This window comes from Rahnella sp. PD4 (assembly GCF_049199325.1).
GTDB lineage: Bacteria > Pseudomonadota > Gammaproteobacteria > Enterobacterales > Enterobacteriaceae > Rahnella > Rahnella perminowiae.
Genome location: NZ_JBLZQF010000008.1, coordinates 89,675 through 116,240, shown reverse-complemented (window position 1 = coordinate 116,240; position 26,566 = coordinate 89,675). Strand labels below are relative to the sequence as shown.

The following is a 26,566-nucleotide window of genomic DNA, read 5'->3' as shown; positions in this document are numbered from 1 at the left end:
ACACAAAACTAGAATTACACCCTGCAATCTATCGTAAAAATCTGAAAAGGAATTATTTTCTTCTTTCTACGGTTTAAAATCTATCGGAGCATTTTTAAACACTTCATAGACTGCTTCAGAAGGCGGTTTTGGGAACTTCGCCTGTCGTGCTGCGGCAAGCGCAGCCTGACACAGTGCAGGATCTCCACCTTCAGCCGACACACTGATCAGCGAGCCATCCGGATTCATTTTAACGCGCAACGAACAGGTTTTGCCTGCATAAGATGATGCGTCATAGAATCTGCTCTCGATGGCAGCTTTAATCTGGCTACCATAGTTCGCAATATCCGCCCCGGATGCGCCCGCCTTTTTCTGAGTTCCCTTCCCTGCAGGAGCAGAAGCACCGCCCCCGGTTGCCCCTTTCGGCGCATTTTTAGAGTCGGCCAGGCCATCAAATAAGTTATTCGCATCAGCGGCTTCTTTGGCAGCGGCGGCAGCGGCAGCTTTTTTATCGGCTGCAGCTTTCTTGGCAGCCGCGGCAGCTTCCGCTTTTTTCTCTGCGGCAGCAGCAGCTTTTGCATCGGCGGCGGCTTTGGCATCAGCCTCAGCTTGTGCTTTAGCATCGGCAGCGGCCTGAGCCTTCGCTTCAGCAGCAGCCTGTTTTTTGGCTTCTGCGGCCGCTTCTTTCTTAGCATCCGCTTCGGCTTGTTTCTTCGCAGCGGCAGCCGCGGCGGCGGCTTCAGCCTCTGCTTGTTTTTTAGCATCCGCAGCCGCTTTTTTCTGCGCGTCAGCTTGTGCTTTAGCCGCTTCTTTCGCGGCATCTGCTTTCGCCTGAGCGGCTGCTTTTGCCGCTTCAGCCTTCGCCTGTGCTGCGGCAGCTTCAGCCTGTTTTTGCTGTTCTTTCGCCTGCTCGGCAGCTTGTTCAGCCTGCTTTTGCTGCTGGGCCTGTTCCTGAGCCTGCTGCTTCGCACTTTCCTGCGCTTGCAGACGCTCTTTCTCAAGTTCTTTCAGGCGTTGCTGTTCTGCGGCCTGTTTCTGTTGCAGCTCTTCAGCCTGTTGTTCTGATTTTTTCTGACGCGCGGCGGCAGCGCGTTGGGAATCAGCCTGTTGCTGTTGCTGACGATTGTACTGATCGACCACGGCACTGGGATCAACCATTACGGCAGAGATATCGCTACCCCCACCGCCGCCACTCATGCTGGTATCTTCGTCCAGCGATCCCCAAATCAACAGGGCTATAATGATGATATGCAGAACGACCGAAACAATAACGGCGCGTTTGAGCTTATCGTTTTGTTCAGTTGCAGTTGCCTTTACCAAAATAGATTTCCCAAGACAGGATTACTAAAAACCCGGGTTCCTGTATTGCCTGTCATACTTTTAACAAGCCAGAGAATGCCGGGTTTCAAATAAGTGTTACAAATTACCTATCCTCAGATAGGTTGTGTCATCAATCCGACAGATTTCACGCCAGCCTGATGCAGCATATTCAGCGCCTTGATGATTTCATCATAAGGCACGTCTTTTGCACCGCCGATCAGGAATACCGTCTTCGGATTGGCCTGAATACGGCTGGTCGCTTCTGCGATAACCTGTTGTTCAGGCAATTGTTCCATACGCTGATGATCCACCACAATGGTGTACTGACCCACGCCGGAGACTTCAACAATCACGGGCGGATTATCATCGCTGGACACCGTTTTAGAATCCGTTGCGTCAGGCAAATCGACTTCCACACTCTGGGTAATGATGGGTGCTGTTGCCATAAAAATCAGCAACAGAACCAGCAATACGTCCAGCAACGGAACGATGTTGATCTCCGACTTACCTTCGCGGCGGTTACGACGACCTCGTGAACGAGCCATACTCTCCCCCTTTAGTTACTGCTGGTTTCGCGAGAGAAAGCCTGACGGTGCAGGATAGCCGTGAATTCTTCCATGAAGTTATCGTAGTTTTGCTCAAGCTTGTTCACACGCTGGTTCAGGCGGTTGTACGCCATAACAGCAGGGATAGCGGCAAACAGACCAATCGCAGTGGCGATCAGTGCTTCTGCGATACCCGGGGCGACCATTTGCAAGGTTGCCTGTTTCACAGAACCTAAACCGATAAAGGCGTGCATGATCCCCCAGACGGTACCGAACAGACCGATATACGGGCTGATAGAACCCACGGTGCCCAGGAACGGAATATGTGTTTCCAGTGATTCGAGTTCACGGTTAAAAGAAATACGCATCGCACGTGAAGAACCTTCAATCACGGCTTCCGGCGCATGGCTGTTGGCACGATGAAGACGCGCGAACTCTTTAAAACCGGAATGGAAGATTTGCTCTGCCCCGCTCAGGGTTTCGCGGCGGCCCTGGCTTTCCTGATACAGACGGGAAAGCTCAATACCGGACCAGAATTTATCTTCGAACGCTTCTGCTTCGCGGGTGGCGGCATTCAGCACCTTGGTGCGTTGAATGATGATCGCCCAGGACGCGATAGAGAAGCACACCAGGACAAGCATAATCAGCTTAACCAGGATGCTGGCCTTCAAAAATAAATCAAGAATGTTCATGTCAGTCACTGCTTAAACTCCGCGACAATAGACTTAGGAAGCGCTCGGGGCTTCATTTGGTGTGGATCAATGCATGCGATCAACACTTCTGCAGAACTCAGAAGGTTTCCATGCGAATCAAGAATTCGTTGTGCAAAAGTAAGAGAAGCTCCGCGAATGGACGTAATCTCACTCTGGACATCCAGCAGGTCATCTAGGCGAGCTGGTGCAAAGTATTCGACCGTCATGCGGCGGACAGCAAAAGCGACGTGTTCACCCAGCAACTGCTGCTGGTGAAAATTGCGTTGGCGCAACATCTCTGTGCGAGCCCTTTCATAAAAGGCGACGTATCGGGCATGGTAGACCACACCTCCCGCGTCTGTGTCCTCAAAGTAGACACGAACCGGCCATCGGAACAACGAATTACTCACTGTACATCCCGTAATGCAATTTGACGGCACTACTATACGCAAGAGAATTGGGGTTGGGAATGGGTAGGATTGATGGAATGAAAATAATTATGGGCCAGAGCGGCCCATAAGAAAATTACTGTAAATTTGTCTTTTTTTTACGCAAAAAATCAACTGAAAAAGTAATAAAGTCCTGCAGCTAACGCAATCATCGCCAGCAATGGCGAGAAGAAAGCTTTCCAGATTGATTTATGCGGGCGAAAACCCAGGCCATGGATAACACCACTGCAAACGGCCCATATCAAAATGACCCCGTGCCAGACTTCCAGCTGACTGGTTGACGAGGCAAACATACCGGGTTTCCAAAAAACGCAGCCGGCCAGCACCAGTGACATCACAAGCGAAAGGGCCCTTAACGGGCCCTTGTCTGTGACAGCGTAAAGTTTATCCGCGATCACACTCATTATTACTTCTCTTCTTTAGCCGCTTTATTGGCTTCGCTGTGTTCAAACGCCAGCGCGGTAATGATACCGAATGAGCAAGCCAGTAAGGTGCCGAGGATCCAGGCAAAATACCACATGGTGTTCTCCTTAATACAACGAATGCTTGTTGTTCTCGATGTAATGTTTATCGAGGCGCCCGAACATCTTGTAATACGCCCATGAGGTGTAAATCAGGATGATTGGCACAAAGATGCACGCGACAACGGTCATCACTCTGAGCGTCAACAGTGTGGATGTGGCATCCCACATGGTCAGGCTGGCATTCGGCTCAGTAATTGACGGCATCACGAACGGGAACATAGTGATACCCGCAGTCAGGATTACACAGGCGATAGTCAGTGAGTTACTGATGAATGCCAGCGCCGCTTTATTCATGCGTGAGAACAAAATGGTCAGCAACGGCAAAATCACACCCAATGCAGGAATCGCCCACAAACCGGGTGTCTTGTTGAAGTTAGCCAGCCATGCACCCGCTTCATGAGACACGGTTTTGCGCAGCGGGTTAGACGGACCTGCGTGATCCATAACGGATGTCACGGTGAAACCATCAATCCCTTTCACTAACCAGATGCCTGCCAGCAGGAAGCACACCATCATCACCAGCGCAGAAATCTGCGACGCGGCACGGGTACGCAGGTGCAGTTCACCCACAGTACGCATTTGCAGATAGGTGGCCCCCTGAGTGATCAGCATGGTCAGGCTGACCAGACCGGCCAGAATGCCGTACGGGTTCAGCAAGCCCAGCAGATTACCGGTGTAGAACAGACGCAGGTCGCCGTCGATATGGAATGGTACGCCTAACAGAAGGTTACCGAAGGCTACACCAAAGACCAGAGCCGGCACGAAGCTGCCGATGAAAATGCCCCAGTCCCACATGCCACGCCAGCGTGCGCTTTCCAGTTTCGAACGATAGTCAAAGCCCAGCGGACGGAAGAACAAGGCACACAGCACAAGTACCATCGCCGCATAAAAGCCGGAGAATGCGGCTGCATACACCATAGGCCAGGCCGCGAACAGTGCACCACCGGCGGTGATCAGCCAGACCTGGTTACCGTCCCAGTGCGGGGCAATGGCATTGATCATCACACGGCGGTCCGTATCGGTTTTACCGATAATGCGCACCAGGATACCAACGCCCATGTCAAATCCATCGGTCACTGCGAAGCCGATAAACAGCACGCCAATCAGCACCCACCAGATGAACCGTAAAACTTCATAATCAAACATAAGTGGACTCCCTATTACCGAGCTTGCTCAAGTGGCGCTGAAGGTTGTTCATAATGATAACGGCCGGTTTTCAGGCTGCTTGGCCCGAGGCGCGCATATTTGAACATCAGGAACATTTCAGCGACCAGGAACAGGGTGTAGAGACCGCAGATAAGGATCATCGAGGTCAGTACATCACCCACAGTCAGTGAAGAATGTGCGATCGCAGTGGGTAAGACTTCACCAATCGCCCAAGGCTGGCGGCCATATTCAGCCACGAACCAGCCTGCCTCGACAGCAATCCACGGCAACGGCAGGCCGATGAATACCGCGCGGTGTAACCAGCGTTTCTGGCCAATTTTGCCACGTAAGACGGTATAGAAGGACAGCGCAATCAGTACGAACATCAGGATGCCGCAGGCAACCATGATACGGAATGCAAAATACAGTGGCAGAACGCGCGGGATAGAATCTTTGGTCGCTTTCTGAATCTGTGCGTCAGTCGCCGCCGCCGGGTTGTCGGTATAGCGTTTGAGCAACATACCGTAGCCCAGATCCTGCTTGGTGCTTTCGAAATCGCTGCGCACTTTCGGGTCAGTGTTGCCCGAACGCAGTTCTTCCAGTAGGGTGTAGGCTTTCATACCGTTACGGATACGCACTTCGTGTTGCGCCATCAGGTCTTTCAGACCGGTGACCGGCGTATCAACAGAACGTGTGGCAATCAGGCCGAGCAGGTAAGGGATCTGAACAGAATATTCATTTTCCATTTTGTCCTGATTCGGCATGCCGAACAGCGTGAAACTTGCCGGTGCAGGTTGGGTATCCCACTCTGCTTCGATAGCAGCCAGTTTCGTTTTTTGTACGTCACCCATTTCATAACCGGATTCATCACCCAGTACGATAACGGAAAGCACGGCAGCCAGACCGAAGCTTGCTGCGATAGCAAATGAACGCTTCGCGAAACCGACATCGCGACCTTTCAACAGGTAGTAAGAGCTGATAGCCAGAATGAACATCGCGCCAGTCACATAACCAGACGCTACGGTGTGAACGAATTTAACCTGCGCAACCGGGTTCAGCACCAGCTCGGAGAAGCTGACCATTTCCATACGCATGGTTTCGTAGTTGAAAGTCGATGCAATCGGGTTTTGCATCCAGCCATTCGCCACCAGGATCCACAAGGCTGACAAGTTTGAGCCAAGGGCAACAAACCAGGTCACAGTCATATGCTGAACTTTAGTAAGACGGTCCCATCCGAAGAAGAACAGGCCCACTAAAGTGGATTCCAGGAAAAATGCCATTAAACCTTCAATCGCCAGCGGCGCACCGAAGATATCACCCACGTAATGTGAGAAATATGACCAGTTAGTCCCGAACTGGAATTCCATGGTTAAACCGGTGGCAACGCCCAGTGCAAAGTTAATTGCAAAGAGTTTGCCCCAGAATTTGGTCATATCTTTATAGATTTGTTTGCCGGAAAGGACATAAACCGTTTCCATAATTGCCAACAAAAACGCCATACCTAGCGTTAATGGGACAAATAGGAAATGATACATGGCTGTTAAAGCAAACTGTAAACGCGACAGTTCAACGATATCAAACATCTTGACCCCTTGCTCCTCGGAGGAAGACCACAAATTGTGATCTTTGACGAACCGTGTGCCGGAACGCCTCATGACTACCAATATTTAAATGTATGTAGAAAAAATGTCAGTACCCGGTTGAGTAAAGCCATCGACCAGACATTCTGAGTCCGGAAAAAGCACGAGCAGCGGGCCTGGAACAGGCTGATGAACGGGCAAAATCACGGGGAAAAATAATCATACAAAAAACGGATGTTACAGGACCATTATGTTACGCCAGTAATCCCACACATTAAATAGGTTTTTTAGTGACCTTAAGCGGATTTCCGTGTACAGGTCAATTTAAGAACAAAACAGTGGAAAACCCTGTAATTGATCTGCCGCAATTTAAGCCTATCTCCTTGTTTATTTCTATAAGCTCCCCATCAATTTCTAAAAAAATATTTCAAAATGTTAACTTTTGGTTTCAATGAGATTTAATGATGGTTTCAATGTTAATTAATTGTGCTTTTATGGTTGTTGAAAATATCTAATTTGCTACCTTCTAAAATCCAATTATTAACCTTTTATTACCCATGAACTTATCGTGCTGTGTTAATGAATATAGCTTAATTCGGCGAATGTTAATTATTTAGCTTAAAATAAAAAAAGGCCACCCGAAGGCGGCCAACATGTCGAATCTTTTTTATAAAAATTGACTTAACCCGTACCGGCGGTTTACCAATACGGGTGGGTAATACTTATTGCGGAAGCAGTGATTTCACGGCTTCGCCGATATCGGCCAGGCTGCGAACGGTTTTAACACCTGCGGCTTCCAGCGCTGCAAATTTCTCATCAGCAGTGCCTTTACCACCGGCAATGATGGCGCCAGCATGGCCCATACGTTTGCCCTTAGGCGCAGTAACCCCTGCGATGTAACCCACAACCGGTTTAGTCACGTGTGCTTTGATGTACGCTGCGGCTTCTTCTTCGGCGTTACCGCCGATTTCGCCGATCATGACGATCACTTCAGTCTGCGGATCTTCCTGGAACAACTTCAGGATATCGATGAAGTTAGAGCCAGGGATCGGGTCACCGCCGATACCGACACAGGTAGACTGGCCGTAACCGTAATCCGTGGTCTGTTTAACGGCTTCATACGTCAGCGTGCCTGAGCGGGAAACAATACCCACTTTACCTGGCAGATGAATGTGGCCCGGCATGATGCCGATTTTGCATTCACCCGGCGTGATCACCCCCGGACAGTTTGGCCCGATCATCACCGCATCGCTCTGATCCAGTTTCACTTTAACCACCAACATATCCAGGGTCGGAATGCCTTCAGTGATACAGATAATCAGTTTAATGCCAGCATCCAGCGCTTCCAGAATGGAGTCTTTGCAGAACGGCGCCGGAACATAAATCACAGATGCCGTTGCGCCGGTGGTTTCTACCGCTTCACGCACGGTGTTGAACACAGGCAGACCCAGATGTTCGGTGCCACCTTTGCCCGGTGTTACACCGCCAACCATTTTTGTACCGTATGCGATGGCTTGTTCGGAGTGGAAAGTCCCCTGGCTACCGGTGAAACCCTGGCAGATAACTTTGGTGTTCTTGTTGATTAAAATCGACATTATTTCCCCTCCACTGCCGCGACAACTTGTTGAGCCGCATTCGTCAGGCTGGTCGCTGCAATGATGTTCAAACCGCTGTCTGCCAGTTTTTTGGCACCCAGCTCGGCATTGTTACCTTCAAGACGCACCACAACCGGCACGCTGACGCCCACTTCTTCCACCGCACCGATGATACCGTCGGCGATCAGGTCGCAACGTACGATACCGCCGAAGATGTTTACGAAGACGGCTTTGACTTTTTCATCGGACAGGATGATTTTGAAGGCTTCGGTCACGCGTTCTTTGGTTGCGCCACCGCCGACATCGAGGAAGTTAGCCGGTTCGCCGCCGTGCAGTTTCACGATATCCATGGTGCCCATTGCCAGACCGGCACCGTTCACCATACAACCGATATTGCCGTCGAGCGCAACGTAGTTCAGTTCCCACTGCGCAGCCTGAGACTCACGGGCATCTTCCTGACTGTAATCACGCATTTCACGCAATTCCGGCTGACGGAACAAGGCGTTGCCGTCGGCACCCAGTTTGCCATCGAGGCAGATCAGGTCACCTGCGGTAGTCACCACCAGCGGGTTGATTTCGATCAGCGCCAGATCGCGCTCAAGGAAAATGTTCGCCAGCCCCATGAAGATCTTGGTGAACTGCTGAACCTGCTTACCGCTCAGACCCAGTTTGAAAGCCAGCTCGCGGCCCTGATACGGCTGCGGACCTGCCAGCGGATCAAGCGCCACTTTGTGGATCAGGTGCGGGGTTTCTTCCGCCACTTTCTCGATTTCCACGCCGCCTTCGGTAGACGCCATGAACACCACGCGACGGGAGCTGCGATCCACTACCGCGCCAAGATACAGTTCTTTATCAATATCAGTGGCGGATTCAACCAGGATCTGGTTAACCGGCTGACCGCTGGCGTCTGTCTGGTAAGTCACCAGACGCTTGCCCAGCCAGTGCTCAGCAAAAGCACGGATTTCTTCTTTGCTTTTAACCACTTTCACGCCGCCCGCTTTACCGCGGCCACCGGCATGAACCTGACATTTCACCACCCACGGACCGGCACCGATTTTCGATGCAGCCTCTTCCGCTTCACGCGGGGTGGAACAGGCGAAGCCCGTTGGTGCTGGCAGGCCGTAGCGCAGGAACAGCTGTTTCGCCTGATACTCGTGTAAATTCATGATGTTCTATCCATTCTTATTCGGTAAGTAGGAAGGCTTATCAGGGCACAGCGAACTGTGCCGCAGATTTTTCGATCTCTCATCTTTCGCTGTGCCGGGACTAGACGTCCAGCAGCAGACGAGCCGGATCTTCCAGCATCTCTTTAATGGTCACCAGGAAACCGACAGACTCGCGGCCATCCACCAGACGGTGATCATATGACAGTGCCAGATACATCATTGGCAAAATCACCACCTGACCATTCACTGCCATCGGGCGATCTTTAATGGCATGCATGCCCAGAATGGCGCTCTGCGGCGGGTTGATGATCGGCGTGGACATCAGAGAACCAAAGACACCGCCGTTGGTCACGGTAAAGTTACCGCCGGTCAGTTCTTCCACTTTCAGCTTGCCGTCACGGCCTTTGATGGCCAGTTCTTTGATTTGCTTCTCGATATCTGCCATGCCCAGCGTATCGACATCACGCAGAACCGGTGTGACCAGACCACGTGGCGTGGATACCGCAATGCTGACATCAAAATAGTTGTGGTAAACCACATCATCGCCATCAATAGAAGCATTCACTTCCGGATAGCGTTTCAGCGCTTCAACCACAGCTTTCAGATAGAAAGACATGAAGCCCAGACGTACACCGTGACGTTTTTCAAAACCATCACCGTACTGCTTACGCAGATCCATGATGGGCTTCATATTGATTTCGTTGAAGGTGGTCAGCATCGCCGTGCTGTTTTTGGCTTCAAGCAGACGCTCAGCAACACGTTTACGCAGACGGGTCATCGGTACCCGTTTTTCGCTACGTGAACCCAGAGCCGGTGCGGCGCTGGTGGCAGCCGGTGCCGCTGCAGGTGCCGCGGCTGGCTTCGCATCCTTGGCCTTCGCCAGGTGCTGTTCAATATCTTCACGGGTCAGACGACCACCGACACCGCTGCCTTTGATGGCGCTGGCATCCAGAGAATGTTCAGCAATCAGACGACGGATAGCCGGGCTGAGTGCGTCGTTGTTCTCTTCTTCCAGTGCTGCTGTGTGGCGTGCCGCAGGAGTCGCTTCTTTATCGGAGCTTTTCTCAGTGCTTGGCTTGCCGCTGCTGTTACCCGGACGAATACGCGCCAGGATCTGACGGGAAATGACCGTCGCACCTTCGTCTTCGATAATGCTGTCCAGAATACCGGCTTCACTTGCCGGCACTTCCAGAACCACTTTATCGGTTTCAATTTCTACCAGTACATCGTCACGCTCAACACTGTCGCCCGGCTTTTTGTGCCAGGTGGCAACCGTCGCATCCGCAACGGATTCAGGAAGGTCAGGGACCAGAATATCTACGCTACTCATTATCAATCCTTCTTATGTTCCATATAGTTAACTGACGCCAACGCGGTTATTTAACGTTCAGCGCATCGTTAACCAGATCTTGCTGTTGCTTCTGGTGAACGGACATGTAGCCCACTGCCGGAGAGGCAGAGGCCGGGCGTCCTGCGTAACGTAAAGAAGCCCCGAAAGGAATCACTTCACGGAAATTGTGCTGGCTGCAATACCACGCGCCCTGGTTCAATGGCTCTTCCTGGCACCAGACGAAATCATGAACGTGTGAGAATTTCTCAAGCACTTCCTGAATTGCCTTGTGCGGGAACGGGTAAAGCTGCTCGATGCGGACGATCGCCACATCGGTTTGCTCGTTTTTGCGACGTTGTTCCAGCAGGTCGTAATAAACCTTACCGGAGCACATCACCACGCGCTTGACCTGTTTTGGATCCAGTTCGTCGACTTCGCCAATCGCAGGCAGGAAGCTGCCGTTAGCCAACTCATCAAGCGTAGAAACCGCAAGAGGATGGCGCAACAGTGACTTCGGTGACATCACGATCAGCGGACGGCGCATACCGCGCAGTGCCTGACGACGGATCATGTGGTAAACCTGCGCCGGGGTAGACGGGATACAGACCTGCATATTTTGCTCAGCGCAAAGTTGCAGATAACGTTCCAGGCGCGCGGAGGAGTGCTCCGGTCCCTGCCCTTCGTAGCCGTGTGGCAACAACATCACCAGACCACACATGCGGCCCCATTTCTGCTCGCCGGAACTGATGAACTGGTCAATAACCACCTGCGCACCGTTGGCGAAATCACCGAACTGCGCTTCCCAGATAGTCAGGGTGCGCGGTTCAGCCGTGGCATAACCGTATTCAAATGCCAGCACCGCTTCTTCGGAAAGCACGGAATCCCAGACGTTGAACTCGCCCTGGCTGTTATGAATATTAGCCAGCGGCACGTACACGGAACCGTTTTTCTGGTTATGGACCACAGCATGGCGGTGGAAGAAGGTGCCGCGACCGGTATCTTCACCGGAAAGACGAATCGGAATACCTTCATCGACCAGCGTCGCGTAGGCCAGGTTTTCTGCACCACCCCAGTCGAATTTCTTATTGCCCTCTGCCATCTCGTTACGGTCAGCATAAATCTTGGCCACGCGTGACTGCATTTCAATCGCATCCGGCACATGACTGACACGACGCGCCAGCTCCTGCAGACGTTTCAGCTCAACCTTGTTCGGGTAAGCTTCATCCCACTCATGGTTCAGATACGGTGACCAGGTGAAAGTGTGCATGTCATTCTGACGCCACTCTTCCACTACGCATTCACCAGCATCCAGCGCATCACGATACAGGTTGACCATTTCCGTGGCATCTTCGAGGCTGGCCACGTTTTGCTCAGTCAGGACATCAGCGTAGATTTTGCGTGGCGTCGGGTGTTTCTTAATCTTGTTGTACATCAGCGGCTGGGTTGCGCTAGGTTCGTCGGCCTCGTTATGGCCGTGGCGACGGTAGCAAACCAGATCGATCATGACGTCACGTTTAAAGGTGTTACGGAAATCCAATGCCAGGCGGGTTACGAAAGCCACCGCTTCAGGGTCATCGGCATTGACGTGGAAAATCGGTGCCTGCACCATTTTCGCAATATCGGTACAGTAATCGGTAGAACGCGCATCTTTCGGATTCGAGGTGGTGAAACCCACCTGGTTATTGATGACGATACGTACGGTGCCGCCCACTTCATAACCACGTGCCAGCGACATGTTCAGGGTTTCCTGAACCACACCCTGACCGGTAATCGCCGCATCACCGTGAATGGTGATTGGCAGAACCATGTTGCTGCGCGCTTCGTCCAGACGATCACGACGGGCACGAACAGAACCGATAACCACCGGGCTGACGATTTCGAGGTGCGACGGGTTAAACGCCAGCGCCAGATGCACCATACCGCCTTCGGTTTCCACATCAGACGAATAGCCCATGTGGTATTTCACATCACCGGTACCCAGATGTTCTTTATGCTTGCCGGAGAATTCGTCGAACAAATCCTGCGGCTTTTTGCCCAGCACGTTGATCAGTACGTTCAGACGGCCACGGTGCGCCATACCCAGCACCACTTCACGGGTTCCGTTTTTGCCGGCATGACGGATCATGTCTTTAAGCATCGGCACCAGTGCATCGCCACCTTCGAGTGAAAAGCGTTTTGCACCCGGGAATTTCGCGCCCAGATAACGCTCCAGACCTTCTGCTGCGGTCAGCTCTTTCAGGAACGTTTTCTTTTCATCATTGGTGAAGCTCGCACGACCGGCCACGGATTCGATACGCTGTTGGATCCAGCGTTTCTCTTCGGTGTTGGTGATGTGCATATATTCTGCACCAATGGAACCGCAATAGGTTTGCTTCAGGGCTTTATACAGCTCGCCGAGCTGCATGGTTTCCTTGCCAATGGCAAAAGAACCGACGTTGAAGGTTTCCTGGAAATCAGCTTCAGTCAGATGGTGGAACGCCGGATCCAGATCGGGCACGTCGTCCAGTTTCCACAGACCAAGAGGATCAAGGTTCGCGTTCTGATGACCACGGAAGCGGAAGGCGTTGATTAACTGCAGCACCTTGACTTGCTTGGCATCCGTTTGCGGATCGCTGATGGAGGAGTTGTAACGTGACGCGTCTTTCGCCAGGCGGCGGAAGTAGTCCCGTGTTTGAGAATGGAGTTGCTCTGGTTTCACACCCACTGTTGGTAGCTGTTTAAAAATCGAACGCCAGCTATCGTCAACGGAACCAGGATCGGTTAAGTAGTCTTCATAGAGTTGTTCTATGTAAGACTGGTTCGCACCCGCCAGATAGGAGGAATCCAGCCAGGCCTTCATTGCGCCGTTCTGCATCGTGATCCCTTAAGCTTTGAAGCTTTAGTTTTCGCCGTGGTTAATAATATTGACCGTGATACACCGCGGTAAAACGGTTTTCCTTACTAAAACAGTTCGTTGGTTGAGCATTTGGCTCTTCAAGGAACCTTCAGAAATCCGCCATGCGCGTGACTGATTTTTGAAGTTGCCCTGCTTTTTAGTGCTGCCTTTTCAGATGTTTTCTAACACCCTGATTTTGACCCGGCTATCTTACTCCTGTAAGGCGCAACTTTGTTGCACTTGTTGCTATTTTGTTATTAAAAATTTACTTATTTGCTATCAACGCCTCAGTTGCAACATTTGTAACTAAAGAAAGCGCAACGCACCTGGGCTAAATAACAGCGGGAACCTGAGTTCCCGCTGTGGCGTGGCATATCTTCTCAGGCACCGCGTTGTAGCAGCATCGATTTGATATGACCGATAGCCTTGGTCGGATTCAGCCCCTTCGGACATACACTCACACAGTTCATGATGCTGTGGCAGCGGAATACGCTGAAAGCATCGTTCAGATCGTCGAGGCGCGATTGTGTCTCGGTATCGCGGCTGTCGATCAGGAAACGGTAAGCGGCCAGAAGGCCCGCCGGGCCGACAAACTTGTCCGGATTCCACCAGAAAGACGGACAGGACGTCGAACAGCAGGCGCAGAGAATACACTCGTATAATCCGTCCAGCTTTTCACGATCATCCGGCATCTGTAAATGTTCACGCGCCGGAGGATTTTTCCCATCATTCAACAAGTAAGGCTTAATCTTCTCATACTGCTTATAGAATTGCCCCATGTCTACTACAAGGTCACGGACAACCGGTAACCCTGGTAACGGACGGATAACAATTTTCTTGTTGCCGTTACGCAGCGTCGAGACGGGTGTGATACACGCCAGACCGTTTTTACCGTTCATGTTGACGCCATCTGACCCGCAAACCCCTTCACGGCATGAGCGGCGGAAAGCCAGCGTCGGATCCTGCTCTTTCAGCAAAATCAGCGCGTCGAGCAACATCATGTCGCGCCCTTCTTTGGCTTCCAGCACATAATCTTTCATGTACGGCACGTCATCGACGTCCGGGTTATAGCGATAAATCGAAAATTCAATTTTCATAATCTGTCTCCGCTCTGCCCTAGTATGTACGCGCTTTCGGCGGGAACGCTGCGCGAAGCTTAGGCTGCATGTTCACCTCACGGCGGGTCATGCTTTCTGTTTCCGGCTGATACAGCGTGTGGCACAACCAGTTCGCATCATCACGCTCAGGGAAGTCGAAACGGCTGTGTGCGCCACGGCTTTCGGTGCGGTAGTTTGCAGAGACGGCAGTGGAGAACGCGGTTTCCATCAGATTATCCAGTTCCAGGCACTCAACGCGCTGGGTATTGAATTCTGAGGACGTATCATCCAGACGGGCAGATTTCAGACGCTCGCGGATCACTTTCAGTTCTTCCAGCCCTTTCGCCATCGCATCACCTTCACGGAAGACCGAGAAGTTGTTCTGCATGCACGCTTGCAGATCTTTACGGATAGCCACCGGATCTTCACCTGAACGGGTGTTATTCCAGCGGTTCAGACGTTCCAGAGAGACATCAATGTCATCCTGAGAGGCATCACGGCTGTCACCCTGCTCTGCAATAGATTCCTGCAAATGCATGCCCGCTGCACGGCCAAACACCACCAGGTCCAGCAGCGAGTTGCCGCCAAGGCGGTTAGCGCCATGTACCGATACGCAGGCAATCTCGCCCACGGCGAACAGACCCGGGATCACTTCGTCCTGACCCTGTGCGTTAACACGCAATGCCTGACCGGTCACCTTGGTCGGAATACCGCCCATCATGTAATGGCAGGTCGGGATAACCGGGATCGGCTCTTTCACCGGATCGACGTGTGCGAAGGTACGCGACAGTTCGAGGATGCCGGGCAGGCGGGATTCCAGAACGTCTTTACCCAGATGGTCGAGTTTCAGTTTGGCGTGCGGGCCCCACGGACCTTCACAGCCGCGGCCTTCGCGGATTTCGATCATGATGGAACGCGCCACCACGTCACGACCCGCCAGGTCTTTGGCATTCGGCGCATAACGTTCCATGAAACGCTCGCCGTCTTTATTAAGCAGATAACCGCCTTCACCACGACAGCCTTCTGTTACCAGAACGCCTGCGCCGGCGATACCGGTCGGGTGGAACTGCCACATTTCCATATCCTGCACCGGAACACCTGCACGCAGCGCCATGCCGACACCGTCGCCGGTATTAATGTGGGCGTTGGTGGTGGACTGGTAAATACGGCCTGCACCACCGGTCGCCAGCACGGTCGCTTTGGCTTTGAAGTACACCACTTCACCGGTTTCAATACAGATTGCGGTACAGCCGACGATCGCGCCGTCCTGGTTTTTCACTAAATCCAGCGAATACCATTCTGAGAAAATTGTGGTGCCATTTTTCAGGTTTTGCTGATACAGCGTATGCAACAAGGCGTGACCGGTACGGTCGGCTGCGGCGGCGGTACGTGCCGCCTGTTCGCCGCCGAAGTTCTTCGACTGCCCGCCAAACGGACGCTGATAAATACGGCCATCGTCCAGACGGGAGAAAGGCAGCCCCATGTGTTCGAGTTCCAGAATCGCTTCCGGCCCGGTTTTACACATATATTCAATGGCGTCCTGGTCACCGATATAGTCGGAACCTTTTACGGTGTCATACATATGCCATTCCCAGTCATCCTCATGGGTGTTACCCAGCGCAACGGTAATACCGCCCTGCGCTGACACCGTATGGGAGCGGGTCGGGAAGACTTTTGAAATCAGGGCACAAGACAGCCCCATTTGCGAAATTTGTAACGCCGCACGCATACCAGCGCCACCCGCACCGATAACGACAGCATCAAACTCTCTGACTGGCAGATTCATTTACTACGCTCCCCAAACAACAATTGTTCCGTAAAGTAGGTAAACCACTAACACCACGACAATAGCCAGTTGCAGCACCAGTCGGACAGCCAGCGATTTCACATAGTCCGTTAACACCTGCCACATGCCGATCCACGCGTGTATCAGAATTGAGAGCAGCGCCAGCAGTGTGAATACTTTGGTGATGGAGGAAGAGAAGAAGCCATGCCAGACATCAAATGTCAGTTCCTGAGCCAGAACCACAAAGCCCAGAATATAGAGGATGTACAAGGTGAGGATAATTGCGGAAGCACGCAGTAACAGCCAGTCGTGCACACCATTACGCCCTAACGCAGAAACGTTGCTTACCATACGAGGACTCCAGCCAGAATTGACAGCACGACGGTCAGACCGATTGCCACCTGGGCAGAACGGGTACCGGCAGCCAAACTCTCTTCGATATAGCCAAAATCCATCAGCAAATGGCGGACGCCACCGCAAACGTGATAGGCCAGCGCAGTGAGTATTCCCCAAAAGATGAATTTTACGAACAAGCTATTCATGATGGCGGCAGCATGTGCAAACCCTTCAGGAGAAGAGAGAGACAGGCCTAACAGCCAGAGGAGGATACCGACGGCGACGAAGGTAATTACGCCAGAGACTCGGTGTAAGATGGACGCTATCGCAGTAACAGGAAATCGGATCGTTTGCAGATCCAGATTGACAGGTCTTTGTTTTTTCACGGTTTTGCCCACACAGCTCTTATTATTTTCCCTCCGGTCCGGAGCAGTATGTCAGACAGCACCCTTTCCTTTGTTCTTGTCGCTGTGGGTGCGTTGGCTGCGCGCTCATCCTAATCACTAACCTGTGTCAGCTCATAAGGATTCGCTTGCTTGCCGCCTTCCCACAACACCAATAACTTTGGAAAGCTGAGCTAAAAGCTCATCATTTTTCGCGCTCAAAGGACGACATCCAGTGTGCTTAAAAGGCGCGATAAAGTATTTTCGTAGCCGTAACGTGAAGGGCGAAGAAAATGATGCTGGGTGCTCCTACTTCGGATTGTCCGGAGACCTTGTAGGAGTATAGGTTGATCACATTCTTATTACAATTGCCCTACAAATGCTTTATTCACATTTCTGCGAAACAGTGAGTTATCTCTCACTTTTCATAAAAGACACAAAATAAATTATCTGGTTTGACATTTGATCAACATTTCTATTACAAAAGAACTATTCCAATAGGACTGTGATTCTGAGCACATACCGGCTTCGCCTTCACGCACCAAAATAGTGAAAGTTTCTGAAGAATCAGCGGATCACACAATCGCAAGTCGGGGTCTTCCCTGATGGCTCAAGTTATGCAAAAGTGGTGATTGTGTAAATCCTCATACTCTTCACCGGTACTGAGTGACAGAACAGTAATGATTTACCGAATCGTTAACAACGATGAAACGCCGCTTGTTTGTCACAGAGCAGTCTGAGACTGCACTTCGACTCAGCTCTACGTTCCCTTCCCATTCGATCGCAGAGCTAAGGCTGACAATAATAATGACCTTACAAGGCGTCGCTTCCAGGCATTTCTGTTGTTACTGATTTTTAAAAATAAGGCGCTAAGGAGACTGTAAATGGCTGATAAGAAAGCGACACTTACCCTACAAGGTCACGACCCGATTGAACTTAATGTGCTGTCCGGCACACTGGGCCAGGATGAAGTGGATATCCGCACCCTCGGTTCCAAAGGTCTTTTCACTTATGACCCCGGCTTCACCTCTACTGCATCCTGCGAGTCCAAAATCACCTATATCGATGGTGACGAAGGCGTTCTGCTGCACCGTGGTTTCCCGATTGACCAGCTGGCACAAGAGTCCACTTTCCTTGAAGTGAGCTACCTGCTGCTGAACGGCGAAGTGCCGACTCAGAAACAGTATGATGAATTCAAAACCAATGTTACCCGTCACACGATGGTGCATGAGCAAATCACCCGTCTGTTCCACGGCTTCCGTCGTGACTCTCACCCGATGGCTGTTCTGTGTGGTGTCACCGGCGCACTGGCAGCGTTTTATCACGACTCGATCGATGTAGAAAACGAACGTCACCGTGAAATCGCTGCTTACCGTCTGCTGTCCAAAATGCCGACCGTTGCCGCCATGTGTTACAAATATTCTATCGGCCAGCCGTTTGTGTATCCGCGCAACGACCTGTCTTATGCCGGTAACTTCCTGCACATGATGTTCTCCACCCCGTGTGAAGAATACAAAGTGAACCCGATTCTGGAACGCGCCATGGATCGTATCCTGATCCTGCACGCTGACCACGAGCAAAATGCTTCGACCTCCACCGTGCGTACCGCCGGTTCTTCTGGCGCTAACCCGTTTGCCTGTATTGCTGCGGGTATCGCATCCCTGTGGGGACCGGCCCACGGCGGCGCGAATGAAGCTGCACTGAAAATGCTGGAAGAAATCAGCAGCGTTGATCACATTCCTGAATTCGTGAAACGCGCGAAAGATAAAAATGATTCCTTCCGCCTGATGGGCTTTGGTCACCGTGTTTATAAAAACTATGACCCGCGCGCGACCGTGATGCGTGAAACCTGTCATGAAGTCCTGAAAGAGCTGGATCTAAAAGACAACCTGCTGGAAGTGGCGATGGAGCTTGAGCATATCGCGCTGAACGACCCTTACTTCATCGAGAAGAAACTGTACCCGAACGTCGATTTCTACTCCGGCATCATCCTGAAAGCGATGGGTATTCCGTCTTCCATGTTCACCGTGATCTTCGCGATGGCACGTACTGTCGGCTGGATTGCTCACTGGAGCGAAATGCATCAGGAAGGCGTCAAAATCGCCCGTCCGCGCCAGCTTTATACCGGCTATGACAAACGCGATTTCCATTCTCAGCTGAAAAAGTAAATATATAATAATCCCCCTCAATATATAAAGCCGATGAATAACTCATCGGCTTTTTTACGTCATCCTTAATCACTCTCTCCTTTGGAGGGGTGATCGTACCTGGGGAGCTTTGCCCATACAGTTCCCATGCTAAATACTGCCCCGGTTTGTCACCAGCAAATCAAAGGGCATAAATTGTAAAAGAAGAAGCAGAGCAACAGTTTCAGCGGGGCTGGAAGGTTAAAGCTTTGACCTTCTTTTAGAGGGCCGTGTCAAAGCCACCGGTTAATCAGGTGACTTATTTATTTAATTACTTACCCCCAGATAACTTAATTATATATTAAGCCTAAATAAATATTTCTAATTATTAACACTAATATTTGACGCTCCAGAGTTGTTGCTATACCATTCGGAAAAATCTATCGGGCAATAATAACCATAATCCACACCCCCAATATGTATTGCATTCGATATTTAACTCGTTTAATTAATAAAACATGTTGGACAAGCGCGCCATTACTAAATAAAGGATATTTTCACATGGACGAATATATGAACGGATCGCGTTCTTTTAAAAGAACATTATTATCGAGTGCCATTTTCAGCCTTTTATTACCGTCATCTGTTGCATTTGCAACAACAACATATTCCACTGGCATAACGCCTGCTGACGCCTTGAGTTTCGCTACAACGGGCGCGGAAGATCATGCTTACACCATCACCGGAGCCGGTACAGAAGTCATTGTTGATGGGGAAATCACGGCTCCTGGGATACCGACACCCATTCCCGTTCAATCCGTAGTCTCCACTACTGGCAGCGAAGCTTATGCATTTAATATTATTGATGAAAGTAAGTTAATACTTAATTACGCTGACGTCAGCACAACAGATTCCAGTAAAACATTTAACATCACAACCGGCGCCTCTGCCGAAATTAATAATGCCGACATCAGTTCCGGTAAAGATGACAGCAGTGTTATTTATGCCTCCGATAAAGGTTCAATATTAACAGGTGATAATATACGTCTCACCAGCGATGCTGCTCAGGCACGGGGGATTAATATCCAGTCGGGCGCATCGGCGAGCCTGAGTAATATAAACATAGAATTAACTAACGCGAAACATGCGCTCACCGTGTCTGACTCCTCACTCGTCATTGAAAACCTCACGGTTGAGCAAACCTCTGCTGGTTCCCAAAATGTGATTTATGCATCAGGCTCCAGCGATGACATAAGAGCTACTGTTGACATCATAAACGGTAACGTTCGAATGACCGGTAATGATGACATCATGGTGAATACCAACACATATAGCGATGTGACGTTGACCGGCGGGACCTACGCGACGACTGGCAGTAATAACACTGGTTTTTTTGCCGCAAGTCAGAGCGCAAAGCTAACGGCCAATGATCTTTCACTCACGACCAATGGCATGCATTCCTATGCGGTCGATGCTCGCGGCGAAGCAGAATTAAATAATGTCAGCATCACTACGCTCGGAGATAAGTCGTATGCCCTGTATGTCGCCGCCAATGAAGCGACAAATGCAGGATTATCCCCGGCCACACTGACCGCTAAAAATGTGGTGATTAACACAGAAGGTAGCAGTTCAGCCGCTGCCGTCGCTGACCACGCGGGGATAATGAACCTTGATACCGCTGAGATAACAACTACCGGGGCACAGAGTAATCAGCTGGTTGCCATGAAAGACTCTACCCTGGATGCAAATAAGGTTAAGGGAATTTCGACCGGCAACAGTGCTTCCGCTGTCCGTTCCTATGCCAACAGCCAGATTACCATCAGTAACAGCGTGTTATCGGCTACGGGTGCATTAGCAAATGGCATTTATACACAGGGTTTTGATGCAGATCATCAGGCCATTGTGACACTGGATAACAGCCTTGTCAGCAGCGCTACCCGCGAGGGCATACTTGCAGAAGGGGCCAATACTCAGATTAATGTGAATAACAACTCAACCGTGCAAAGCGGAAACGGTGTTTTGTTGAGAGCACGAAGTTTCATCGATACTAATACGGGCGTTACCGCGCAAAGCCAGGTGAATCTATCTGCCAGTAACTCTCACCTGGAAGGCGAAATCATTGCCGATACCGGCAGTGTTGTGGATGTATATCTTAACAGCGGCTCTAACTGGCAAGGCACAACCGCCAGCGCCAACAATGTCAATATTGATGCAAGCAGCATATGGACCGTGACCGGTGACTCCGAAATTTCGCAAATGAATTCCCACGGTACTACGTCCTTCACTCACAACGGTGATGATTATTCTGAACTTACAGTGAACGGCGATATGACCGGTGACGGAGTTTATCGCATTAATACTTACCTTGATGACAGCAATTCACTAACCGACCAGATCCACGTCACAGGCGATATTACAGGAAAAAATATCCTTTATGTCACGAACACCGGCGGTGGCGGGAATAACACACCAGACAATGGGATTGAAGTAATTACCGTGCACGGAACTAACACACAAGGAACAGATGCCTTTGCACTGGGGAATTCTGTGTCAGCCGGTGCGTTCAACTATGGCCTGCGTAAAGGTGATATCAACACCGGAGAAGGGGAAAATTGGTACCTGAGTAACTGCGCTAGTTATGATTGTTCAACGCCAATCCCAGACCCTGATCCTATTCCAGATCCGACGCCAGATGATAACACTAATGATAATCCGGATGTGGCCCCAACCCCGACACCATCCGATGACATCCTGCCATGGCGCGAGGAAGTCCCCGGGTATATTGCGGCACCAGTACTGAATATGCAGTACGGTTTTGATGTCATTGGGACTTATCACCAGCGTACCGGCGGTGATGTACTGCATAAAGACGGCGCATGGGGCCGGATTGTCGGTACTCATACCGAGAATGACGCAGGCCGCTATAGCTATGACACCGATACCTCGTACGCGCAGTTGGGTATGGATCTGATGTGGGACAAAGACCAAGAAAACACCGAACGCAGCGCCGGTATTCTCGTGACACTCGGACGCCAAAATACTGATGCAGAAGACAGCCTGCGCAGCAACAACTCAATGCTTTCCGTGCAAACCGGCAGTCTTGACAGCGACATCTACAGCCTGGGCGGTTACTACACACTGAAAGCGCAGGATGGCGGATACATTGATACAGTAGGCATGGGCAGTTGGTATAAAAACAGTTACGACAGCACGCATGATGCCGATCAGGACGGTTATGGCATCGCATTATCAATAGAAGCTGGCAAGCCCTTTGTCTTGCATGAAAATCTGAAAATTGAACCACAGGCGCAGGTTATTTATCAGTATCTGAACCTTGAAGATTTCAGTGATGGCGTCAGCAACGTCTCTGGCGTATCAACCAGCAATGCACAAGCACGAGGCGGTGTGCGGTTGTTGCTGGATAATCCGACCTGGACGCCTTATCTGACGCTGGATGTCGTCACCACTATCGGCGATGAACCGGATGTACAAATCGCGGATAAGCGACTTAAAGCGGAATTCAGTGACAGCTGGTGGCAGACAGGTGCAGGTGTTGCGGGCAAACTCAATGAAAACACCACGATTTACACCGATGTTCGCTACCAGAAAGGTTTTGATTCTGACCTGAAAGGCTACAGCGGCAATCTGGGTATTAAAGTGAATTTCTGACCCTGATACCCATCCTAAGGGCACTCCGGTGCCCTTTTCTTTTTTATCTGTCAGACCTGACACACCGGACACCAGAAGAACGGTCGCGATGACACGCTGGTTTTCATAATCGGATCGCCGCAACGTTCGCAGGGTAAGCCTGTCCGGCCAAACACCTTGAAACGAAACAGCGCACCGTGATGCACATTTTCATCCATCGTGCCGCGCGTGGCATACGATAAACGCGCAACAGATAAACAGGCATCGGCCAGCGCCTGCAGTTCCGTTTCGTTCAGCTCTTTGGGTTTATGATCCGGCAGCAGTTTCGCCAGCCAGAGAATTTCCGCCCGCAGATAATTGCCCAATCCCGCCAGAAAGGCCTGATCCAGCAACATTCCGCCTAACTGACGGTTGCAAAATTTAGGGGACAATAACCGCTCACGTACCTGCTCGACAGTCAGACGCTCATCCAGCACATCCGGGCCGATACGTTGCAGGAACGGATGATTTTCGATCTCCGCCGTATCGTAAATACTGATTTCGGATGCACTGTACAGCAGGATCGCCGCCTCCGTGGTTTCCAGCATGACCCGCAGCGAGCGTTTGGTTTCCCTGGCGACTTCGCCGGCCTTCACTACCCGCCAGACCCCGTAAAGCTGATTGTGACTATAAAGAGTCAGACCGTTGGAAAAGTGCGTCAGCAGTGCTTTTCCGCGTGTTTCAATTGACGTGATTTTCGTGCCCCTGAGCGCTGACTGGTAGGGTTTGAGTGCCGGAAACGCAAACCAGACATCGGTCAGGGGCTTATTCACTACCGCAGCAGCCAGCACATCAGCTGCGCGGCGGATTTCAGGACCTTCAGGCATCAGTGAGTTGCACCCCCGGCAATTTTCAAATCCTGCTCCGTATGCAGCGCAATGGCGATAGTCAGCTCAAGGGCGTTCAGAACAGTATGTACTGACATACTTGGCGTACCCGGATGATGTGCGGCCTGTTCCGGCAGATAAGGAATATGGATAAAACCGCCCTTCACCACTTTGCAGGCAGGCTGCGCCAGACGATGTAACAGGCCGTACATCACATGATTGCAGACGTAAGTACCGGCGGTTTGCGACACCGATGCCGGGATCCCTGACTCGCGCAATCCGTTGACAATCGTCTTGATCGGCAGGGTAGAAAAATACGCTGCCGGGCCCGCGCTGACGATGGTTTCATCCACCGGCTGGTTACCCTCGTTATCGGCAATACGCGCATCATCGACATTGATCGCTACGCGTTCGATACTGAAATCACTCCGGCCACCGGCCTGCCCGACGCAGATCACCATTTCAGGCAGCACTTCATCAATGGCCGCATTGAGTGCATCAATGGCTTTGCCGAACACGCACGGCAACTGACGCACCACAATCTGCGCACCCGACAATTCCAGGTCGCCCAGTTGCCTGACCACTTCCCATGACGGATTAACGCGCTCGCCGCCAAAGGGCTCGAAACCGGTGACTAAAACTTTACGCATAGATGCTCCTCAGATTCTGCCAAAATCAGCCTGCGCTGATCTGAATATCCTGTTCAACAAACGCATTCCTCAGCCGCCGGGCAAACGTCAGTGCATGTTCACCATCACCATGCAGACAAACAGTGTCAGCTTTAACCGGCACCCAGACGCCTTCACGGCTGAGCACTTTCTGTTGCTGTACCATCGACAGCGTCTGGTCCAGCGCCAGTTCATCGCTTTCGATCATTGCATCCGGCTGACTGCGTGGCACCAGCGTACCGTTGCTCTGATAACGCCGGTCAGCGAATACTTCCTGACGGGTTTGCAATCCCAGGCGTTCACCGGCATGAATTAATTCGCTACCCGCCAGCCCGACCAGACGCAATGCCGGATCTACCGCATGCACCGCCCGGGCGATAACATCCGCGAGTACGGGGTCGGTTGCTGCCTGGTTGTACAACATGCCGTGCGGCTTCACATGCACCATATGTCCGCCTTCGGCACGGGTGATGGCAGCCAGTGCACCCAACTGATACACCACCTGGGCATACAGGATTTCGGCAGGCACGTTCATGGCAGTGCGGCCAAAATTTTCGCGATCCGCAAAACCCGGGTGCGCACCAATTGCCACACCGTATTTCAGCGCATGGCGTACGGATTGACGCATGGTCTGCGCATCTCCGGCATGAAATCCGCAGGCAATATTGGCCGAACTGACGAGTTGTAACAGTGCCTCATCATGTGCACAGCCTTCGCCTAGATCGGCATTAAGATCAATGACCATGCAGCCCCCGTTTAATCTGTTCGATAAAGAGCGATTGCTCACGTAAGGCTTTCTGCGCCTCTTCCGGTGTGCATTTGACGAAATGCACCGGTTCGCCCAGCCGGATTTGCGCCAGATTATACAAATCCGCCTCAATGACACAGGCAATACGCGGATAGCCGCCGGTGGTCTGCGCATCAGCCATTAGCACAATCGGCTGGCCGCCCTGCGGCACCTGAACTACGCCCGGCAATAAGCCGTGCGACAGAATTTCACGGTCAGTTTCGCGTTTCAGTGTGTGACCGTGCAGCCGGTATCCCATACGGTTACTTTGCGGGCTCAGCTGCCAGGCGGCGCGCCAGAACTCCCCGCGCGACGTCTCGCTGAACTCCTGATACTCCGGCCCCGGCAATGCACGAATACGGTTACCAAACAGTAGCTGTTTAATGCCACAGGATTTTTTCGGCTGCCCAAACGAATCGCCGGTGGGCAACCTGTCACCGTCTTGCAATGCCCGCCCGTGAAAGCCACCAAATTTGGCTTTCAGATCGGTACTGCGCGATCCCATGACTTCAGGCACATCAATGCCGCCGGAAATCGCCAGATAGCTGCGCATGCCACGGGTGGGCATTTTCAGGGTCAGTATCTGGCCCGGCTTCACTTTGTAACACCAGCCGGTCCATACCTCTTTCCCATCAAGCTGTGCATGACAACCGGCCCCGGTCAGCGCTATCCAGCCTTCACGGTAAAATTCAGCACTGAACTGGCCGAGTGTAATTTCCAGCGCCGCCGCATTTTCGTCATTGCCGGCCAGCAGATTGGCAGACCGCAGTGCCGGGGCATCCAGCGCACCTGACTGACTCACGCCCTGCTGGCGGTAACCGTTGCGACCCAAGTCCTGCACCGTGGTCAACATCCCGGCGCGTAAAACCTTCAGCATACGCCCTCCTTCTGTGGCACGAAGCGTACGCTGTCACCCGGCAGCAGTAATGTCGGTGATGCACGCAGGGGATCAAACATCGCGACTGGCGTCTGACCGATCAGTTGCCAGCCGCCCGGCGTCGAGAGAGGATAAATGCCGGTCTGACTGCCACCAATGCCAACCGAGCCCGCAGGCACCGACAGACGCGGTTCGCCGTGACGTGGCGTGGCAAGTTTCGATGGCATGCCGCCCAGATAAGGAAAACCGGGCTGGAAGCCGAGAAAATAAACGGTGTAGTCAACACCCGCATGGCATTCAACCACCTGACCCGGCGTCATACCGGTATGGCGTGCCACGTTGTCTAAATCCGGCCCCTGCAGACCGCCGTAAATCACAGGAATTTCAACCAGCCGCGATTCCGGCTCGATGGCTTCGCTTTCTTCCCACCAGTTTTGCAGTCGCTCAATTGCATCCAGCGCCGAACTTTGCGCCTCGGTGAGTAATACCGTCAGATTATTCATACCGGGAATGACTTCACGCACGCCCGGATACACGGCGCGATCCTGTAAACGTTGCGTCAGTCCCCAGATCCGCTGCTGGCTTGCCAGCGACACCGGGGGGTCAAGTTCCAGCACTACCGCGCGTTCGCCCAGCAGGTAACATCGTGCTCGTTGCACTCAGATACTCCTTAAAGAAGGGTTGTGGATCATCGGGTTATTCATCGAATCAATAGCGTGAGATTTGTTATCAGTTATGCGTGAAACAGAGTACTGATGTCAACTCATCTCCCCGTTGTGCGGGACACTGAG

23 protein-coding genes are annotated in these 26,566 nt (G+C 51.8%); 2 read left to right on the top strand and 21 right to left on the bottom strand.

The window, feature by feature from the left end:
• Window positions 1-66: 66 nt before the first annotated feature.
• The 16 genes from tolA to sdhC form a co-directional block, all read right to left on the bottom strand.
• Window positions 67-1,299: a cell envelope integrity protein TolA gene (tolA, locus tag ACOZIO_RS18905; RefSeq protein WP_129952007.1), complete on the bottom strand. Its 1,233-nt coding sequence runs from the start codon at window positions 1,297-1,299 to the stop codon at window positions 67-69.
• A 113-nt stretch (window positions 1,300-1,412) separates the two neighbouring features.
• On the bottom strand, window positions 1,413-1,844 hold the full coding sequence (gene tolR, locus ACOZIO_RS18900; protein WP_013576429.1) for a colicin uptake protein TolR: 432 nt from the start codon (window positions 1,842-1,844) through the stop codon (window positions 1,413-1,415).
• Between the two features lie 11 nt (window positions 1,845-1,855).
• Entirely contained in the window at window positions 1,856-2,545 is a 690-nt protein-coding gene (tolQ, locus tag ACOZIO_RS18895) for a Tol-Pal system protein TolQ (protein ID WP_013576430.1), read from the bottom strand.
• Window positions 2,542-2,946 (bottom strand): tol-pal system-associated acyl-CoA thioesterase, encoded by a 405-nt coding sequence (gene ybgC, locus ACOZIO_RS18890; RefSeq protein WP_015698108.1) that lies wholly within the window; start codon window positions 2,944-2,946, stop codon window positions 2,542-2,544. The genes tolQ and ybgC overlap by 4 nt, the downstream gene beginning before the upstream one ends.
• Window positions 2,947-3,095: 149 nt before the next feature.
• Window positions 3,096-3,389: a cyd operon protein YbgE gene (ybgE, locus tag ACOZIO_RS18885; protein WP_129952008.1), complete on the bottom strand. Its 294-nt coding sequence runs from the start codon at window positions 3,387-3,389 to the stop codon at window positions 3,096-3,098.
• A gap of 2 nt (window positions 3,390-3,391) precedes the next feature.
• Window positions 3,392-3,505 (bottom strand): cytochrome bd-I oxidase subunit CydX, encoded by a 114-nt coding sequence (cydX, locus tag ACOZIO_RS18880; RefSeq protein WP_013576433.1) that lies wholly within the window; start codon window positions 3,503-3,505, stop codon window positions 3,392-3,394.
• Window positions 3,506-3,515: 10 nt separating this feature from the next.
• Window positions 3,516-4,655, bottom strand: a complete 1,140-nt coding sequence (gene cydB, locus ACOZIO_RS18875; protein ID WP_129952009.1) for a cytochrome d ubiquinol oxidase subunit II — start codon at window positions 4,653-4,655, stop codon at window positions 3,516-3,518.
• 14 nt (window positions 4,656-4,669) lie between these two features.
• Window positions 4,670-6,238 (bottom strand): cytochrome ubiquinol oxidase subunit I, encoded by a 1,569-nt coding sequence (gene cydA / locus ACOZIO_RS18870; RefSeq protein WP_129952010.1) that lies wholly within the window; start codon window positions 6,236-6,238, stop codon window positions 4,670-4,672.
• A gap of 719 nt (window positions 6,239-6,957) precedes the next feature.
• On the bottom strand, window positions 6,958-7,830 hold the full coding sequence (sucD, locus tag ACOZIO_RS18865) for a succinate--CoA ligase subunit alpha (protein ID WP_013576436.1): 873 nt from the start codon (window positions 7,828-7,830) through the stop codon (window positions 6,958-6,960).
• Window positions 7,830-8,996 (bottom strand): ADP-forming succinate--CoA ligase subunit beta, encoded by a 1,167-nt coding sequence (gene sucC, locus ACOZIO_RS18860; RefSeq protein ID WP_129952011.1) that lies wholly within the window; start codon window positions 8,994-8,996, stop codon window positions 7,830-7,832. The genes sucD and sucC overlap by 1 nt, the downstream gene beginning before the upstream one ends.
• A 100-nt stretch (window positions 8,997-9,096) precedes the next feature.
• Entirely contained in the window at window positions 9,097-10,326 is a 1,230-nt protein-coding gene (gene odhB, locus ACOZIO_RS18855; protein ID WP_015698112.1) for a 2-oxoglutarate dehydrogenase complex dihydrolipoyllysine-residue succinyltransferase, read from the bottom strand.
• 46 nt (window positions 10,327-10,372) lie between these two features.
• Complete coding sequence (gene sucA / locus ACOZIO_RS18850) at window positions 10,373-13,180, bottom strand: 2-oxoglutarate dehydrogenase E1 component (protein WP_129952013.1); 2,808 nt, start codon at window positions 13,178-13,180, stop codon at window positions 10,373-10,375.
• Between the two features lie 401 nt (window positions 13,181-13,581).
• Window positions 13,582-14,298 carry a succinate dehydrogenase iron-sulfur subunit gene (locus ACOZIO_RS18845; protein WP_129952014.1) on the bottom strand — a complete coding sequence of 239 codons (717 nt, stop codon included), beginning with the start codon at window positions 14,296-14,298 and terminating at the stop codon, window positions 13,582-13,584.
• A 19-nt stretch (window positions 14,299-14,317) separates the two neighbouring features.
• A complete protein-coding gene (sdhA, locus tag ACOZIO_RS18840) occupies window positions 14,318-16,084 on the bottom strand; it encodes a succinate dehydrogenase flavoprotein subunit (RefSeq protein WP_129952015.1) in 1,767 nt (588 codons plus the stop codon).
• A 3-nt stretch (window positions 16,085-16,087) separates the two neighbouring features.
• Window positions 16,088-16,435 carry a succinate dehydrogenase membrane anchor subunit gene (gene sdhD, locus ACOZIO_RS18835; protein WP_129952016.1) on the bottom strand — a complete coding sequence of 116 codons (348 nt, stop codon included), beginning with the start codon at window positions 16,433-16,435 and terminating at the stop codon, window positions 16,088-16,090.
• Window positions 16,429-16,818: a succinate dehydrogenase cytochrome b556 subunit gene (gene sdhC, locus ACOZIO_RS18830; protein ID WP_129952017.1), complete on the bottom strand. Its 390-nt coding sequence runs from the start codon at window positions 16,816-16,818 to the stop codon at window positions 16,429-16,431. The genes sdhD and sdhC overlap by 7 nt, the downstream gene beginning before the upstream one ends.
• Window positions 16,819-17,687: 869 nt before the next feature.
• Here sdhC and ACOZIO_RS18825 point away from each other — a divergent pair.
• Window positions 17,688-18,971 (top strand): citrate synthase, encoded by a 1,284-nt coding sequence (locus tag ACOZIO_RS18825; RefSeq protein ID WP_129952018.1) that lies wholly within the window; start codon window positions 17,688-17,690, stop codon window positions 18,969-18,971.
• 435 nt (window positions 18,972-19,406) lie between these two features.
• The gene (locus ACOZIO_RS18820; protein ID WP_421595580.1) at window positions 19,407-22,598 is read left to right on the top strand and encodes an autotransporter outer membrane beta-barrel domain-containing protein; all 3,192 of its coding nucleotides are present in this window, start codon (window positions 19,407-19,409) and stop codon (window positions 22,596-22,598) included.
• A gap of 50 nt (window positions 22,599-22,648) precedes the next feature.
• Here ACOZIO_RS18820 and nei read toward each other — a convergent pair whose 3' ends face one another.
• The 5 genes from nei to pxpB are packed head-to-tail and all read right to left on the bottom strand — an operon-like array spanning window position 22,649 to window position 26,434.
• Window positions 22,649-23,443 carry an endonuclease VIII gene (gene nei, locus ACOZIO_RS18815; RefSeq protein WP_129952020.1) on the bottom strand — a complete coding sequence of 265 codons (795 nt, stop codon included), beginning with the start codon at window positions 23,441-23,443 and terminating at the stop codon, window positions 22,649-22,651.
• Complete coding sequence (pcp, locus tag ACOZIO_RS18810; RefSeq protein ID WP_129952021.1) at window positions 23,443-24,093, bottom strand: pyroglutamyl-peptidase I; 651 nt, start codon at window positions 24,091-24,093, stop codon at window positions 23,443-23,445. The genes nei and pcp overlap by 1 nt, the downstream gene beginning before the upstream one ends.
• Before the next feature lie 25 nt (window positions 24,094-24,118).
• A complete protein-coding gene (gene pxpA / locus ACOZIO_RS18805) occupies window positions 24,119-24,856 on the bottom strand; it encodes a 5-oxoprolinase subunit PxpA (RefSeq protein ID WP_266059405.1) in 738 nt (245 codons plus the stop codon).
• Window positions 24,846-25,775, bottom strand: a complete 930-nt coding sequence (pxpC, locus tag ACOZIO_RS18800) for a 5-oxoprolinase subunit PxpC (RefSeq protein ID WP_421595579.1) — start codon at window positions 25,773-25,775, stop codon at window positions 24,846-24,848. Before pxpC ends, pxpA begins: the two co-directional genes overlap by 11 nt.
• Entirely contained in the window at window positions 25,769-26,434 is a 666-nt protein-coding gene (pxpB, locus tag ACOZIO_RS18795; RefSeq protein ID WP_129952024.1) for a 5-oxoprolinase subunit PxpB, read from the bottom strand. Before pxpB ends, pxpC begins: the two co-directional genes overlap by 7 nt.
• Window positions 26,435-26,566 lie beyond the last annotated feature (132 nt).